This window comes from Pseudomonas sp. CLCA07, assembly GCF_053615335.1.
Genome location: NZ_CM132131.1, coordinates 2377973 through 2392707, shown reverse-complemented (window position 1 = coordinate 2392707; position 14735 = coordinate 2377973). Strand labels below are relative to the sequence as shown.

16 protein-coding genes are annotated in these 14735 nt (G+C 58.9%); 3 read left to right on the top strand and 13 right to left on the bottom strand.

The genetic code is table 11. The features are described from left to right. Positions 1 to 130 precede the first annotated feature (130 nt). From ACWGZX_RS11010 to ACWGZX_RS10965, 10 genes are all read right to left on the bottom strand, one after another. Positions 131 to 1288 carry a glutathionylspermidine synthase family protein gene (locus tag ACWGZX_RS11010; RefSeq protein WP_452628331.1) on the bottom strand — a complete coding sequence of 386 codons (1158 nt, stop codon included), beginning with the start codon at positions 1286 to 1288 and terminating at the stop codon, positions 131 to 133. A 12-nt stretch (positions 1289 to 1300) separates the two neighbouring features. Further along, positions 1301 to 2011, bottom strand: a complete 711-nt coding sequence (locus tag ACWGZX_RS11005) for a DUF1190 domain-containing protein (RefSeq protein WP_452628330.1) — start codon at positions 2009 to 2011, stop codon at positions 1301 to 1303. Positions 2012 to 2030: 19 nt separating this feature from the next. After that, positions 2031 to 2459 (bottom strand): DUF350 domain-containing protein, encoded by a 429-nt coding sequence (locus tag ACWGZX_RS11000; protein WP_452628329.1) that lies wholly within the window; start codon positions 2457 to 2459, stop codon positions 2031 to 2033. Between the two features lie 14 nt (positions 2460 to 2473). After that, entirely contained in the window at positions 2474 to 3154 is a 681-nt protein-coding gene (locus ACWGZX_RS10995; RefSeq protein ID WP_452628328.1) for a DUF2491 family protein, read from the bottom strand. Continuing rightward, the gene (locus ACWGZX_RS10990; protein ID WP_452628327.1) at positions 3141 to 4175 is read right to left on the bottom strand and encodes an ion channel; all 1035 of its coding nucleotides are present in this window, start codon (positions 4173 to 4175) and stop codon (positions 3141 to 3143) included. The genes ACWGZX_RS10995 and ACWGZX_RS10990 overlap by 14 nt, the downstream gene beginning before the upstream one ends. A gap of 72 nt (positions 4176 to 4247) precedes the next feature. After that, entirely contained in the window at positions 4248 to 4811 is a 564-nt protein-coding gene (locus ACWGZX_RS10985; RefSeq protein ID WP_452628326.1) for a rhomboid family intramembrane serine protease, read from the bottom strand. A gap of 169 nt (positions 4812 to 4980) precedes the next feature. Next, positions 4981 to 5679: a PspA/IM30 family protein gene (locus ACWGZX_RS10980; protein WP_223521848.1), complete on the bottom strand. Its 699-nt coding sequence runs from the start codon at positions 5677 to 5679 to the stop codon at positions 4981 to 4983. A gap of 21 nt (positions 5680 to 5700) precedes the next feature. Continuing rightward, positions 5701 to 6390, bottom strand: a complete 690-nt coding sequence (locus ACWGZX_RS10975; RefSeq protein ID WP_452628325.1) for a YjfI family protein — start codon at positions 6388 to 6390, stop codon at positions 5701 to 5703. A gap of 143 nt (positions 6391 to 6533) precedes the next feature. Beyond that, a complete protein-coding gene (locus ACWGZX_RS10970; protein WP_452628324.1) occupies positions 6534 to 7358 on the bottom strand; it encodes an alpha/beta fold hydrolase in 825 nt (274 codons plus the stop codon). A gap of 36 nt (positions 7359 to 7394) precedes the next feature. After that, entirely contained in the window at positions 7395 to 7946 is a 552-nt protein-coding gene (locus tag ACWGZX_RS10965) for a cysteine hydrolase family protein (RefSeq protein ID WP_223521852.1), read from the bottom strand. A gap of 102 nt (positions 7947 to 8048) precedes the next feature. Between ACWGZX_RS10965 and ACWGZX_RS10960 the strand changes: the two genes are divergently transcribed. The 3 genes from ACWGZX_RS10960 (at position 8049) to ACWGZX_RS10950 (ending at position 11204) form a co-directional block, all read left to right on the top strand. Next, positions 8049 to 9044, top strand: coding sequence for a GlxA family transcriptional regulator (locus tag ACWGZX_RS10960; RefSeq protein ID WP_452628323.1), 996 nt, complete (start codon positions 8049 to 8051; stop codon positions 9042 to 9044). A 302-nt stretch (positions 9045 to 9346) separates the two neighbouring features. Beyond that, positions 9347 to 10456, top strand: coding sequence for a DUF3182 family protein (locus ACWGZX_RS10955; protein ID WP_452628322.1), 1110 nt, complete (start codon positions 9347 to 9349; stop codon positions 10454 to 10456). Next, a complete protein-coding gene (locus tag ACWGZX_RS10950; protein ID WP_452628321.1) occupies positions 10446 to 11204 on the top strand; it encodes an alpha/beta hydrolase family protein in 759 nt (252 codons plus the stop codon). The genes ACWGZX_RS10955 and ACWGZX_RS10950 overlap by 11 nt, the downstream gene beginning before the upstream one ends. Before the next feature lie 81 nt (positions 11205 to 11285). On the opposite strand, the gene ACWGZX_RS10945 is transcribed toward ACWGZX_RS10950, so the two are convergent. The 3 genes from ACWGZX_RS10945 to ACWGZX_RS10935 are packed head-to-tail and all read right to left on the bottom strand — an operon-like array spanning position 11286 to position 14345. Beyond that, positions 11286 to 12272, bottom strand: coding sequence for a lysylphosphatidylglycerol synthase domain-containing protein (locus ACWGZX_RS10945; protein ID WP_452628320.1), 987 nt, complete (start codon positions 12270 to 12272; stop codon positions 11286 to 11288). Then, complete coding sequence (gene clsB, locus ACWGZX_RS10940) at positions 12259 to 13551, bottom strand: cardiolipin synthase ClsB (RefSeq protein ID WP_452628319.1); 1293 nt, start codon at positions 13549 to 13551, stop codon at positions 12259 to 12261. The genes ACWGZX_RS10945 and clsB overlap by 14 nt, the downstream gene beginning before the upstream one ends. After that, positions 13548 to 14345 carry an endonuclease/exonuclease/phosphatase family protein gene (locus ACWGZX_RS10935; protein WP_452628318.1) on the bottom strand — a complete coding sequence of 266 codons (798 nt, stop codon included), beginning with the start codon at positions 14343 to 14345 and terminating at the stop codon, positions 13548 to 13550. The genes clsB and ACWGZX_RS10935 overlap by 4 nt, the downstream gene beginning before the upstream one ends. Positions 14346 to 14735: the final 390 nt, after the last annotated feature.

The window sequence follows — 14735 nt, the reverse complement described above, 5'->3', positions numbered from 1 at the left end:
ACGGGCTAGACGAATTGGCCGCCATTATCCGGCTTTTCAGGCGTATGTCTTGTCGTTGTCTGGTTCTGAACCTGTTTCACCCTAACGCCCGATGCACGGTACCGGGCGTTTTTCGTGAGGGATGTATTGCTCAGTCGAGTATCAGGTGCGGTAAAAACCGGCTCGAATCCTTGGTGATCAAACTGTTGTCTTCCCGCACACCAATACCGGCGGCCTGATCACCAATCACCCAAGAGCCGATCAGCGTATAGCTGTCGCCAAATTTAGGCAGCGGCGCGAATTCCTGAAGGATAAACGGCGCATCGGTGTAGGGCCCGTCCTCTTTCACGATCAAGCCATCGGCGGTTTGCAGCTCGATGTTGGCGCCTTCCCGGGAGAAGAACGGTTTGCGCACCCAACCCTTGGGCACCGCTTTGTTCGGTTCGATATCCAGGTGCGCCGCGAGCAGGTTCGGGTGACCTTTGTTGAACTCCCACAGCAACGGCAGGATGCCTTTGTTGGAAATGATGGACTTCCAGGCCGGCTCGAAAAACTGCGTATCACTTTGGGCAATTGCAGCGCCGAAGGGCTCGTGGAAGATGAATTCCCAAGCGTGCAGTTTGAACAGATGAGGAATCCAGCGATCCTCAAGATCGACGAAGCGTCCGTCACTGGTCAGGCCGATGTCTTCGATATCGATGTGCCGTGATTCGATGCCGACCTTCTCCGCGACCAGTCGCAGGTAGTCGGTGGTGCCCTTGTCTTCGACCGAGTGTTTCATCGAGGCGAAATAGAACGGTTGCTTGAGCTGCAACTGAGCGAAGGCCTGATGCAGCTTGGTGTCGATGCTGTTGAACTGGTCGGCCTGTTTGGGCAGCAAACCACGTTCGATGCATTGCTCCAGCCAACCCCATTGAAACGCCGCGGCCTCATACAGGCTGGTCGGCGTGTCGTAGTTGAGTTCCAGCAACTTGGCCGGCCCGGTGCCGTTGTAGGAGAAATCCATGCGCCCATACAGATGTGGATGGCCTTCGAGCCATGAGGTGCGAATCATGTCGTAGAACGCCGGGGGAATACTCAGGCGCTCCAGCAATTCCTCGTTCTGAACCACCCGGGCCACCAAATCCATGCACATCTCATGGATCTCGGTGGTCGGGTCTTCCAGATCGTTCTCGATTTGCTTGAGCGTGAACTGGTAATACGCGCTCTCGTCCCAATAAGGTTCGTCGTCGATGGTGTGGAACAGAAAACCGAGACCTTCGGCGGTTTGTTTCCAGTCATGACGCTCTGCGCAATGGATCTTCTTCATGGCCTGGTTTCCTTAACTGCTCGACCCGCCGCCCCAGCCGCTGCGTGCACTGGCCTTGCTGCCGAAGCCGCCACGCGACGTCGACGAAGCAACGGAAACCGGCTTGCTGGCCGATTTGCTGATGGAATTGGTGTAGCTGCCGCCGTACTTTGCCTGGTTGGACCGGTTGAACGTCGAACCGTTGGCAATGCGCTGGTTGAGCGTTGAAGTGCCGTAGTTACCGCGATTATCGCGGTAGCGGTAGACCGGCTGGGAGTAATAGCTGTTGCGGTTGTTGCTCAGCATGTTGCCGATCAACAGTCCGGTCAGCAGGCTGCTGGTGGAGAAGCCCGAGCCGCCGGTGTTGGCTTCCGAGGCCGGCAGTTGCGCCTTGGCGGCGTCCACTTGGGATTGTGTCACCTGGCCATCGGCTGTCAGCTCGAAGCCGCCGAGCTTGGGGATGAACTTGCCGGCCGAATCCTGCTGGCACCAGTCGGCGACGAAGTCGGCATCGCAATCAGCCTGGTTGTCATACACCGGCGCAATACGGCGATGTTCGGCCATGGCGGTCATGTAGGCGTCCGAGCAGACGTCCACCGGGAGCTTTTCATCGGCGCATTGCTGAACAGATTGAAAGTTGTATTGCTTCTGCACCGGGTAGGTTTTTTCCGTTGGCCCGCAACCGGATATCGCCATGGCGACCGATGCTGCCAGCGAGAGCTGAACGTACTTGCTTCGTTTCATCGGGGGCTCCGCTGCGCAATCAATTCTGGGAAGGGGTCATGCACGCGGCATTCAACATGCCGACGCTGATGGCCACTGCCGCGACATAGATACCCGCTGCAATCTCACCTTTTTTAATGCGTTCCGAGGTGCCTTTCAGTACCAGGCTGGTCATCAGGAACGCCAGCAGTTGTACAAACGCAGCGATCACGGCCCAGACGACGAAGTCGAGGAGGCTGATCGAATAGGCAATCACATTGCTGGCCGGAATGGCGAAGCCGATGATGGCGCCACCCAGTGCAATTGCGGCCGCCACGTTGCCCGAACGGATCAGTTCGAATTCCTTGTGCGGTGTGATGCGGGTGTAGATGAACTGGAACAGCGCAAATAGCACGGCAGCGCCGAGGATGTACGTAACAAACCCGAGCACGGCCGCCGGGTTCAGGGAAATGGAGAGTGCTTCTAGCATGGACGTCTTCCTTGTTAAAAAGTATTCAGGTCGGTGGTGTACAGCGAGATGCCCAGCGACGTGCTCAAACTGATGGTGCCTTCGGCGTCTTCTTCTACGGAAAACAGCAGGAATTCCCGGCGATCGGTCAGGCCGGTTTCGCGGGCGTACAGCATCGAACGGTGCTCGATGCTGTAGGACTCATCCGGATTTTTCAGCTGTTCGCTTAGCGCCACCAGTTCTGTCTGGCCATTCTCGGTGCCCCATTCGCGGGTGTATTCGACACCGTTGTGGATGTAGGTCGGCAGCCCTATCGGACTTTGCGGGCCGGCCAGCCGACGCAACTCCGCTTCACTGCTGATAGTGATGTAGCTGAGGTAATTGAACAGGATCACCGACTCTACCTGTCCGGCGCTAGCGCCGGTGGTGTGCACTTGCAGCCAGTAGTCTTCATCGTTCATGTAATAGCGCGAGAGCCAGGTCGACTGCCCGAGATCGACGGTGCCGGCGCTCCAGATCTGTTGGGAGCCCGGGATCGTCACCGTGGTGTTGCCGTCGAGCAACAACCTCAGGCTGGTGTCGAACATCACGCCCTTGCCCAATGCCAGGCCCAGCGGGCCGGTAACCGGCGACGTGTCATTGGCGGTCCATTTCGACTGGGTATTCGTGTCTGTGTTCGGAGCCTCAAGCCCCATCAACTGTTTAAACCATCCCATTGGAAATTTCCTTGAGGCGAGTGGAGGCGATGTAAAAGAGTTCACCGCCCTCAACGCGTGTGGCGCTGGGCGGGTTGATCGAAGGTTGTTGCGCACCTTTGGCGCGATAACCGATGAGGGTGGCGTTATGGCGTTCTTTCATCTGCGTGTACAGATCGCCAAAGGTGGCCTCATACGTCTCGGGCAGTTTCATCAGGTATTGGGTGGCGCCTTCACCCACGCACAGCAACTCATTGATAACCATTGACGACCCCGGGTCCTGAGAGGCGCGCACCAACATCTCGATGGCCATGCTTGAGGTGCATTCCAGGCTGGGGGCGTAGGCGCTGGCGAGTGCGGCGATTTCACTTTCATTGAAGTGTGCGACCACATGCCCGACGGGTTTCAGTTGATTGACCGCCAGCACGGTGGCCAGGGTCAAATCGTCTGACGGGGTTCGCACCAGCACACGCTCGGCACCCGGAACACCGGCGCGCAGTAACAACGCCGCAGAGGACAGGCTTTCACCTTTGATGAGCTCTGCCTTGCCCGGCATGGGGTTTTCTTCAAGGGTGCAATCGCAAATCACGATCAGGTTGTCGTTGGAGGTTTCGTCCTGCAACAACAAATCAATGACCCGTTCGCTGGACGCGCCTTCCCAGCCGATGAGAACGGTATGGCCGACCTTGCCGGTGAAATCGCCTTTGCCCTTCATGCCTTTTCTCCATGCATCGATAACACTGCTGGTGGTTTTGCCGATGGCCGCTGTTAGCAGCGCAATGCCGCCGAGCATGATCCAGGTCGCCACGAAAATTCGTCCGGCCGATGTCTGTGGTGTGAGATCGCCATAGCCGACGGTCAGCGTGGTGGTGAGATAGAAGTAGGTAAATGTGGCGGGGGCGGTGAGGTGTTGTTCGCCCAGAAACACCAGCCCCAGCCAGGCCGTGGTCAGGTGTACGCCTAACGCAATCACCAGGCCCGCCCACCCAAATCGGTGGAAGAGGGACGAGGCGTACATGCGCATTAACAGAAAAATCGACATGGGGTCCCTGACTCAGTGGGCTACTCGTTCCTGGCGATCTCATCGCTTCGGCATCCGAGTGTTCAAGTGCGCTTACCGGGCGGCATTAAATCTGCCGCGTGGTGCAGATAAAAGTACTTTGGCGGCAATAAAACCGGCGAATGCCCCGAACAGATGCCCTTCAAATGAAATGCCCCGCCGAGGTAAAAAGCCAAAGACCAGGCCGCCATACAACAGGGCGACGAGGCCCGCCGTGATCACATTTCCCCAGCTCTTCTGGAACCAGGCGCGCGACAGAATGTACGTCCACAGCCCGAAAACCCAGCCGCTGGCGCCAATGTGTACGCCTGTAAAGCCGAACAGCCAGACCAGCGAGCCGCCCAGCAAAAGAATGATGGCACTGACGGCCATGAACCGATTGAGCCCTTCGATCATCACCAACGTACCCAGGACCAAAAAGGCCACCAGGTTGGCGCTCAGGTGCGAGAAGGACGCATGCAAAAAAGGTGAAGTGACGATGCCGAACAGTCCATGCACGGTTCTCGGGACCAGGCCGAATGCCATAAGGCTGTAGCCGGTCGCGGCATTGATCACTTGGAGCGCGACCATGAAGATGGCCAGGCCGGCGATTATCTTGAAACCCTTCAGGGCATCCATCCGTGACCTCAACTCGACAAAAAACTGAAACGCAATCCATTGTGGGAGCGAGCCGGCTCCGGGCGGCGTTCCGACGAAAGCGGAGTGCCAGCTACATTGATGTTGGCTGACACTCCCCCTTCGCGAGCAGGCTCGCTCCCACAGGTTATGCATCCGGCACCTGAGTCGATTACTCGGCCGATTTTTGCTTCAGGCGTTCCAGAATCGCGTTGGCGCTGCCTTCGTTCGGCGTGATGCCGGCTTCGCGCAGTTTGCGCTCCAGGTCGTTGCCGGTCGATGCGTCGGCCAGTTCGTCCTGCGCTTGCAGTTCTGCGGCGCGTTGCTGCTGCTTGGCCTGCAAACGGTTCAGTGTGCCGACGGCGGTTTCCAGCTTGCCGTTGGCGCCGCCGCTGGCGATGGATGCACTGACCTGGGCTTTCTGTACGCTATCGCGCGCCTTGGCCATGTCTACTTGCTGGCGCAGGCTTTTGATGCGGGCTTCGGCCTTGGTGATGTCTTTGCGCATGCTGTCCGCGTAACCACCAAATTCGCTGGCCTGCTTTTGCTCGACGTCGAGTTCGTTGGTCAGGGTCGAAATCGCTTCGGCCACTTCCATCGCCAGGTCTTCGCGGTTGGCCTGGATCGCGGCCATGGCCTTGGATTCCAGGTCCTTGATTTTGGCGTTGTACTCGCTGACGCGGTCAGCCGACAGTTTGTGCTTGGCCATGATGGTGACCAGTTCACGCTTGGCGTTGGCCAGTGCGCTGTCAGCATCGCGAATTTCCTGGTCGAGGATGCGCAAGGCCTGTTGGTCGACGATCGATTCGCCCACTTCGGTGGCGCCGCCGCGCAACGCGGTGAACAACTTGCTCCAGATGGACTGAGTCATTGAATCTTCCTTTCCTGATAATTACTTGAAGAAGCGTTCGAAGGCTTCGATGGCACGCTGGACGTTGTCGACGAGGGTTTTCACCTCGGTCACCACGTTGGTCAGGCTGGAGTCGGAACTCAGCGCGCCGAACATGTTGTAAACGACTTGGCCGTTGGGCATGGACTCGATACCGATCGAGGACAGCGGGAACATTTCCCGGCTGCGCAGCACGGCATCGTTGAAGGCCGGCACGTCGTTGATGGACTCGACGTCGACCAGCACGGTGTCCACGATGACCTGATCACCAACCACGGCGATGTAAATCGGCAAGCCACCGAAATCGTTCATTTCCAGCTTTATGCTGGACTCGGAACCTTGGACGAGGGAGAGGGTGATGTCGTTCGAAACCACCTCATCAAGCGCCTTGAGGGCATTGAAGAGGCTATCGATGTTCCAGTTGTTGCTTGCGCTCATGTAATTCTCCGACATGAATGATCCAGCCAGAATCGGTTGGCGTAGCTGTTGTTCCATCTGCTTGAGCAAGCTTCGGTTTTCCGGAAGCACCCAAGTTTCGTGTTTCACATAGCCGGCGGCTGCCAGGCCTGCACGCATCTGCTTCATGTAGAAGCTTGATGGTTTTTTCACGGACGGTTTCGAACGCTCTCCCTTGGGGCTCTTTGCTGTAACAGCAGGCTCGCGAGGCGGGTCTGACGGGGAGCGGCTTTTCATGGGGTGACTCCGTTGTGAACATCTCACGCGTGAGCAACCCTACAACCAAAGAAGTACACCATCAACGGCTCACGCGTGAGATTTTGTTACCGCGTGCGAAAAGGCCCGCTGCAAGGCGGGCCTGTAGTATTTCAAGGTGTTTCTCAGCCTTTGGCGAAGTCCAGCATGTCCTCATTCACCTTTACTTTATGGGTGTCCGTCAGTCCATGCGGCGCCCCTGGATACACAATCAGTTGGGCATGTTCGATTAACCGCTTACTCTCCAGCCCCGCAGCCTGAATTGGCACAATCTGGTCGTCATCGCCATGGATGATCAAAGTCGGGACATCAAACTTCTTCAGGTCTTCACGGAAATCGGTTTCCGAGAAGGCCTTGATGCTGTCCAGAGTGTTCTTGTGACCGCCCATCATCCCTTGCATCCAGAACGAGTCGATCAACCCTTGTGATGACGTAGCGCCAGGACGGTTGAAGCCGAAAAATGGGCCGCTGGCGACGTCCTTGTAGAGTTGTGAGCGGTCAGCGATGGAAGCGGCGCGGATACCGTCAAACACCTCGATCGGCAGGCCTTTGGGGTTGGTGTCGGTTTTCAGCATCAATGGCGGTACCGCGGAAATCAGACCGGCCTTGGCCAGACGTTGAGTGCCGTGGCGACCGATGTAGCGGGCGACTTCGCCGCCACCCGTCGAGAAGCCAAAAAGGATCACGTCCTTCAGGTCCAGGTGTTCGATCAACTCCGCCAGGTCATCGGCGTAATGATCCATGTCGTTGCCGTCCCACGGCTGGCTCGACCGGCCATGGCCCCGACGATCATGCGCGATGGCACGGAAACCGTTGTTGGCGAAGTGCAGCATCTGCGATTCCCAACTGTCGGCGTTCAGGGGCCAACCGTGGCTGAACACCACCGGTTGTCCGCTGCCCCAGTCCTTGTAATAAAGCGTGTTGCCTTCGCGAGTCGTCAGAGTAGCCATGTCGATGATCTCCGGTGAGTTGCGTGGGTCGTACGTTTAATTGCGGGACAGGAATTCGTCGGTGGACACCACGCTGGCATAGGCAAAACCCAAGGCCGACATGAACGCGGCATGGACGTGGGCTGCTGGCACAGTAAGGCCGTTAAATTCCAGGTCACGTGAGGCACAGGCATCATGGATGACCGTGACGGTGTAACCGAGGTCGTTGGCGGCGCGGGTGATGCCGTCGACACACATGTGGCTCATGCTGCCGACTACTACCAATTCCTTGATTTCTTGCTCGTCGAGGATCGACTTTAGTTCAGTTTCGCGGAACGAGTTGACGAAGTGCTTGAGGACGACGGGCTCATTGGCGTGGTTGAGCACTTTGGGGTGCAACTTTGCGCCTTCGGAACCGGGGGTGAAGAACGGTGCTGCTTCAGAGGTGAATTCGTGGCGGATGTGCACCACCGAATCACCGGCCTCACGAAAGGCCTTGAGCAGACGAACGGCGTTATCCGCCGCGGCGTCGGCGCCGACCAGCGGCCACTTGCCTTGTGGGAAGTAGTCGTTTTGGATATCAACTACGATGAGTGCTTGCTTGGCCATGACTGTTTCCTCGAAGTGCTTGTTGGGTGTGGAATGAAGTATTGGGTTTAGCAGGCCGTCCGAGGATTGGCCGCACCGACAATAGAAGGGGGAAAACTGACAATGGACGCAGAAAGGCCAATCGCCGAACTGGGCGTGCTGATTTATCCCGGTGCGCAGATGGCGGCGGTGCATGGGCTGACCGACCTGTTCGGGGTGGCCAACCGGATCGCCGCCGAGCATCAGGCTGCGCGATTGCCACTGCTGCGGGTCAGTCATTGGCAGGTGGAGGGCGATCAGGCCCCGGTTCGGGTCTACGACAGTCATCCCGCGCCGGACTCGGCCTTGGTGGCCGTGTTGATCCCGCCATCGATTGCCAGTTTTTGTGCCGGTCAGGTGCCGCAGGCGTTGCTCCAATGGGTTCGTCAGCAACACGCTCGCGGCGCGACCCTTGGTGGCGTCTGCGTGGGCTCGATTCTATTGGCCGAAAGCGGCCTGCTCGATGGCCGCAGCGCTACCACTCACTGGACCTCGGCCCAAACCTTCGCCGAGCGTTACCCGGCGATCAAGCTCAAGGCCGATACGCCGATTGTCGACGACGGGGACCTGATCACCACGGCCGGGCTGATGGCCTGGTCCGAGTTGGGGTTGCGCCTGGTGGACCGTTTGCTGGGGCCGAGCATTGCGACCGGCACAGCGCGGTTTCTGGTGGTGGAACACAGTGACAGTGCGAGCGAGTGCGGCAGCAACTTTTCACCCATTCTCAGTCATGGCGATGCGTCTATTCTCAAGGTCCAACACTGGCTGCAAAGCACCGGGGCGACCGATGTGTCACTGACGGCCATGGCCGAGCGGGCAGGGCTGGAAGAGCGCACATTCCTGCGTCGGTTCCGCGCGGTGACCGGGCTCAAACCGACCGAATACTGCCAGCACCTGCGGGTCGGCAAGGCCCGGGAAATGCTCGAATTCACCAACGGCACCATCGATCACATTGCCTGGACCGTGGGGTATCAGGACCCGAGTGCGTTTCGGGCGACGTTCAAGAAGATTACCGGGCTGGCGCCGAGTGATTACCGGACGCGGTTTGGGGTGTCGCCGACCGCAGCAACGCCTCGGTAGCCAGATCACAACATAGCCCCTGTGGGAGCCGAGCTTGCTCGCGATGGCGCCATAACATTCAACAATGATGTGTCTGATACATCGCCATCGCGAGCAAGCTCGGCTCCCACAGGGTCCTGTGCCAGGTTTGAATCGTGCAAAATGCAGGAGATGAATCGGCTGTCGTGCAGAATAAAACAGGCCTGGTGCCACTACCATTTGAACAACCGACTGATTTATCAGTGGTTTGCATTCCGCCCCGTTTGGCCTGATCTCTGCACCCCTTCCTCTACACTCATCAAACGCCGATTGAAGGGGGACGCATGACCCCGACAAACCGCAAAAAACTGGTGGTCGCCCATTCCGTGCACCCCGATGCGCCGCAACATGAAGTTGAAACCAATCGTGCCCTGGCCCGTTGGCTGGCGCAGATTCTGGGCCTTGAATACGGCGGTAGTTTCGATCAGGAGCGGCATAACGGACGCGACCTTTATGTGCTGCCGACCCAGACGCTGGTGGGCGCCGCTGCCGCGCGGCAAGTGGGCGTAAGAGGGCCGGAAGATTTGTGGGGCGGTTACGTTGACCACGACTTCATCTGCACCAAAGCCATCAGCCATGGCTTGCTCAACAAAAATGCTTACGCCCCGCCAGGCTGGTCACCACTGTTTTCCGAGCGCGTACGCAACGTGGTGCTGGATGGCCTCAGCGTGTTCTCGCTCGACGATGCGCGACCCGCTGCCGAACACTTGCTCTACAACGGCCCGATCCGCCTCAAGCCCGTGCATGCCTGCGCCGGGCGTGGACAGGAAGTGATCGACAGTCTCGACCAGTTCGACGCCATCCTCGCCAGGCCCGACGCCAGCAAGCTGTTCACCGAAGGTGTGGTGCTGGAGCAGGACCTGGGCAAGGTGATTACCCACAGTGTCGGACAGAGTTTTATCGGCGACACCGTACTGAGTTACTGCGGTGATCAATACTTGATCGAAGACGGGCAGTGCGAGCAGGTGTACGGTGGTTCCAACCTGCTGGTGGTGCCGGGTTATTACGAAGATCTGCTCAAGCTGTCCTTGCCTGATGATGTTCGGTTGGCGATCCAGCAAGCCCAGGTGTTTGACAGCGCAGCCGATGAGGCCTATCCCGGTTTTTATGCCTCACGGCGCAATTACGACATCGCCCAGGGCGTGGACAGCAACGGCAAGCAGCGCAGCGGCGTGCTGGAACAATCCTGGCGCATGGGCGGTGCCAGCAGCGCGGAAGTGGCCGCGTTGCAGAGCTTCGTCAACGATCCGGGGATGCGCGCGATTCGTGTGTCCTCAGTCGAAACCTACATCGACCAGCCGTTGCCGGCGGACGCCATCGAGGTGTATCGCGGACCGGCGCAAGCCAGTGACTTTCTCCTCAAGTACGTAACGGTCAAATCCTATGACGGCTAGAAGCGAAACCATTCAGATCGATATCGACGATGAACAGATGAGCGGGACTTTTCTCAGCCCAAAATCCAAAGTCCCCGGCGTGCTGTTCGTGCACGGTTGGGGCGGCAGTCAGGAACGGGATCTGGAGCGGGCCAAAGGCATCGCCGGTCTGGGATGCGTGTGCCTGACGTTCGACTTGCGCGGCCATACCGGCGGCACTGGAATCCCGCTCACGCGCGTCACCCGTGAAGACAACTTGCGCGACCTGTTGGCGGCGTATGACCGATTGCTCGCGCACCCGGCGCTCGACACGTCGGCCATCGCCGTGGTGGGCACCAGTTATGGCGGCTATCTGGCCTCGATCCTGACGTCATTGCGTCCGGTGCGCTGGCTGGCGTTGCGGGTGCCGGCGCTGTACCGCGACGATCAATGGCACACGCCCAAACGTGACCTGGACAAGATTGATCTGCGCGATTACCGCAGCACGCTGATCCGCGCCGACAGCAACCGGGCGCTGCATGCCTGTTCGAATTTCACCGGTGACGTGCTGCTGGTTGAATCCGAGACCGACGACTATGTGCCCCACGCGACCATCATGAGTTACCGCGCGGCCTGTCAGCAGACCCATTCGCTGACCCACCGGATTATCGACGGTGCCGATCACGCCTTGAGCGACCCGGTTTCACAGCAGGCGTACACCTCGATCCTGGTGGGCTGGATTACCGAAATGGTGGTGGGTGAGCGGTTGAGCATTATTCAATCCGGGTGAAAAATTTTCGGTGTTCTTGAGACCGCGATCAACCTGTAGGAGCCGGCTTGCCGGCGAATGCGCCCTCACAGTCACCATAGATCACTTGGGTTTCCTGGAAATCCGCAACGACTTGGCCTTGGCCTCCACCACCAAATACATCACCAACGTAATCAACAACGGCAATATGAAATAAATCGCCCGATACGCCAGCAACCCCGCCACCAGACTGCCCCGCGAAACCTCGTGTTGCAGCAACGCCACAAACACCGCCTCCAGCACGCCAAGCCCCGCCGGAATATGCGTGATGACCCCGGCAATGGCGCTGATCAACAACACCCCCAGCACTAGCGGATAGTCCAGCTTGCTCGGCAACAAGGTAAAAATCACCGCCGCCATCAGCGACCAGTTCAACGCCCCCAGTGCCAGTTGCAGCACCGCCATGCGCAGTGACGGCAGGTTGATTTCCACCCCGCGAATGGCCCATTCCCGACGCTTGGAAAATCGACAGGCCGCCAGATAGCCCGCGCTCACCAGCAGCAACAGCACGCCCACCCCTTGTAATGCGTCGCTGCTCAGTTTCCAGCCGGGCGGCATCCGCACCAGTCCCGTGCTGAACACCGCGCCGGCAATCACCATGTAGCCAAACCAGTTGGTCGCCAGGCTCAAGCCGAGGATTTTTGCGATGTTGCCCTTGCTCACGCCCAACCGTGAATACAGCCGATAACGCATGGCGATGCCGCCCACCCACGCGCTCAAATTGAGGTTGAAGGCATAGCTGATGATCCCCACCGGCAGGATCTGTTTCCACGTCAGGTCCTGGCGAATGTAGCTGCGGCCGATCAGGTCGAAACAGGCGTACACCAGAAAACTCAACAGCGTCAGCCCCGAGGCGATGACCAGGGTACGTACCTTGAAGTCGGCCAGAGTGTCGAACACTTCGTTCCATTCGAGGCGCTGGGCGAGCATCGTCAACAGGACGATCAGCGCCAGGAAAAACAGCATCGTCAACGGTCGTTTCCAGCGGCTCCAGCGGGACTTGCCCGAGTGCGCGGCGTGGCTGGTCGAGTGAGCTTCAGCGCGGGACATGTTGATCACTCCCGGTCGGCTGAGTGAAGGCTTTCAGACGCGGCTTGTGTGCCGGCAGCCAACCCGCCCAGGCCGGGAAATGCCGCAGGAAGTGGAACACCAGGAAGCCGACCGTCATGTGCCAGATACGGCCGCGCGGGGCCGTGTCGACAGACATGGCTTTGCAGTGGTTGTCGCTCAGGTGTTCAAGCCGTTCGAACAGCGTGCGGTTGAATGCCCGGTCGCGGATCAACACATTGGCTTCCAGGTTCATGGACAGGCTCAACGGGTCGAGGTTACTTGAGCCGACGGTGCTCCAGTCCTCATCGACCAGCGCGACTTTGCCGTGTAGCGGTCGCTCGCAATATTCGTAAATCTGCACGCCCGACTTGAGCAAGTAGTCATAGGTCATGCGCGCTGCGAGTTTGGCCACCAGCATGTCCGGTTGGCCTTGCAGAATCAGCCGCACATCGACGCCACGCCGCGCTGCGTTGCGGATCTCGCGCAGCACGCGATAACCGGGAAAGAAGTAGGCGTTGGCGATGACCACGCGGCGCTTGGCAGTGCGCAACACCAGCCGATACACCTCTTCGATATCGGTGTTGTGGTCGCCATTGTCGCGGTACACCAGGCGAACCTGGCCGTCATGATCGTTCAAGGCCAGTTCCGAACGCCGTTGCCGGCGTCGCTGCCACCAGTATTTGGCACGGGCCGGGCGACCGCATTGCAGCAGGGCGAAGTGATGAATGTCGGCCACCGCAGGACCTTGCACTTCAACGGAATAATCCTGCTTGGCCTCGGGACCGAAGTCGCCCAAATGGTCGGCGGAAAAATTGATCCCGCCGATGAAGGCAATCGTTCCGTCGACCACGACGATCTTGCGGTGCAGACGACGGAACCAGTTGGTGCGAATGCCCAGGTGCTTCGGTGCCGGGTCGAATATCTGGATGTGCACACCGGCCTCGCTCAAGGCGGCCAGGAACCCCGTGCTCAACTCGCCACAGCCAAAGCCGTCGAGACTGGCGGTGACCCGCACGCCGCGCCGGGCGGCATCGATCAGCACTTGCTGCATCTCGTTACCGACCTTGTCCTCGAACACAATGAAGGTTTCCAGGAGGATTTCAGTCTTGGCCTGACGCATGGCCTCGAACACCCGTGGGAAATACGCCTCGCCGTTTTCCAACAACTCGACCCGGTTGTTGCCTTGCCAGCCATAGTCGACATCGACTACACCGGGTTTGCCGGTCGTCGGGGCGGCCAGGTGTTCCACGCTGGTTTTTTCCACCGACGGGATGCTCATAACTCGATCTCCACCGACAGCGGTGCATGGTCGGAAAGGTGTGACCAGGGGCGTGCTGCCAACACCTGCGGACGGTTGGCCTTGAGGTTGCGCACGTAGATGCGGTCGAGTCGTAATGCCGGCATTCGCGCGGGAAAACTGCGCGCTGGTTTGCCGTGATGTTCGGCGAACACTTCGCGCAGACCACAGGGTTTGAGCAGCGAATCGGCCCGCTGGCGCCAGTCATTGAAGTCTCCGGCAACGATTACCGGCGCATCGTCCGGCAGCTCTGCAAGGCGTCGGCTCAACAGCTTGAGCTGTTCGGTGCGATGGGTTTCGCGCAGCCCCAGGTGTACGCAGATGGCGTGAACTTCCTGACCGTCGTCGGGCAGGCGCAGAACGCAATGCAGGAGACCGCGGTTCTCGTGGCCACTGATCGAAACGTCAAGGTTGTCGTGGCGAATGATCTGGAATTTCGACAGCAACGCATTCCCATGATCGCCCGCTGGATAGACGGCGTTGCGGCCGTAGGCAAATTGCGGCCATAGGGTGTCAGCAAGGAATTCGTATTGCGGTATCGCCGGCCAATTGCTGTAGCGCATTGGATGCTGTTCATGGGCACCGTGGACTTCCTGCAAAAACACCACGTCCGCAGACACACTGCGCACCGCTTCGCGCAACTCAGGCAGGATGAAACGCCGGTTGAGTGCGGTAAAACCTTTATGTGTGTTGACCGTCAGCACGGTGAAGCGGCGCACGGCGGTGAGGTTTGGCGACGGATCATCGGTTGCGTCGAGCGGCTCGGAAACGTTCATGGCCGTACACCTTTGGCAAACGATTCGCCGGATGCGAAGAAGCTCGCCAGTGGGTGATGGACGTCCCGCAGGCGTTTGAGCCAGCCTGAAATACCAATATGAATCGCCGCCATGTCGCCTCCCGCCTGATGGTCTTCGCACAGCCCTGTCTTTTGATGACTGCCGTGCGTGGGAGAAAGTTTCGACGGGGCTACGGACGGTAATGACCCACACAAATCAAATAAATGTGGGAGCGAGCCTGCTCGCGAAAGCAGTGGATCAGTCACCGTGATATTGACTGACCCACCGCTTTCGCGAGCAGGCTCGCTCCCACAAGGGGGTTGGTGTGGCCGCAACTGATCAGCCGGCCGCAAAGATCGAAGATTCGAGACCTTCAACGCTCTTAGCCGA

What these genes read in the sequence shown, in the direction of transcription:
- ACWGZX_RS10975 (WP_452628325.1), bottom strand. Translation starts at nt 6,390, where the DNA reads ATGAAAAGCCGCTCCCCGTCAGACCCGCCTCGCGAGCCTGCTGTTACA.
- ACWGZX_RS10945 (WP_452628320.1), bottom strand. Translation starts at nt 12,272, where the DNA reads ATGTCCCGCGCTGAAGCTCACTCGACCAGCCACGCCGCGCACTCGGGC.
- ACWGZX_RS10985 (WP_452628326.1), bottom strand. Translation starts at nt 4,811, where the DNA reads ATGGATGCCCTGAAGGGTTTCAAGATAATCGCCGGCCTGGCCATCTTC.
- ACWGZX_RS10995 (WP_452628328.1), bottom strand. Translation starts at nt 3,154, where the DNA reads ATGGGATGGTTTAAACAGTTGATGGGGCTTGAGGCTCCGAACACAGAC.
- clsB (WP_452628319.1), bottom strand. Translation starts at nt 13,551, where the DNA reads ATGAGCATCCCGTCGGTGGAAAAAACCAGCGTGGAACACCTGGCCGCC.
- ACWGZX_RS11010 (WP_452628331.1), bottom strand. Translation starts at nt 1,288, where the DNA reads ATGAAGAAGATCCATTGCGCAGAGCGTCATGACTGGAAACAAACCGCC.
- ACWGZX_RS10990 (WP_452628327.1), bottom strand. Translation starts at nt 4,175, where the DNA reads ATGTCGATTTTTCTGTTAATGCGCATGTACGCCTCGTCCCTCTTCCAC.
- ACWGZX_RS10935 (WP_452628318.1), bottom strand. Translation starts at nt 14,345, where the DNA reads ATGAACGTTTCCGAGCCGCTCGACGCAACCGATGATCCGTCGCCAAAC.
- ACWGZX_RS10955 (WP_452628322.1), top strand. Translation starts at nt 9,347, where the DNA reads ATGACCCCGACAAACCGCAAAAAACTGGTGGTCGCCCATTCCGTGCAC.
- ACWGZX_RS10980 (WP_223521848.1), bottom strand. Translation starts at nt 5,679, where the DNA reads ATGACTCAGTCCATCTGGAGCAAGTTGTTCACCGCGTTGCGCGGCGGC.
- ACWGZX_RS10970 (WP_452628324.1), bottom strand. Translation starts at nt 7,358, where the DNA reads ATGGCTACTCTGACGACTCGCGAAGGCAACACGCTTTATTACAAGGAC.
- ACWGZX_RS10965 (WP_223521852.1), bottom strand. Translation starts at nt 7,946, where the DNA reads ATGGCCAAGCAAGCACTCATCGTAGTTGATATCCAAAACGACTACTTC.
- ACWGZX_RS10960 (WP_452628323.1), top strand. Translation starts at nt 8,049, where the DNA reads ATGGACGCAGAAAGGCCAATCGCCGAACTGGGCGTGCTGATTTATCCC.
- ACWGZX_RS10950 (WP_452628321.1), top strand. Translation starts at nt 10,446, where the DNA reads ATGACGGCTAGAAGCGAAACCATTCAGATCGATATCGACGATGAACAG.
- ACWGZX_RS11005 (WP_452628330.1), bottom strand. Translation starts at nt 2,011, where the DNA reads ATGAAACGAAGCAAGTACGTTCAGCTCTCGCTGGCAGCATCGGTCGCC.
- ACWGZX_RS11000 (WP_452628329.1), bottom strand. Translation starts at nt 2,459, where the DNA reads ATGCTAGAAGCACTCTCCATTTCCCTGAACCCGGCGGCCGTGCTCGGG.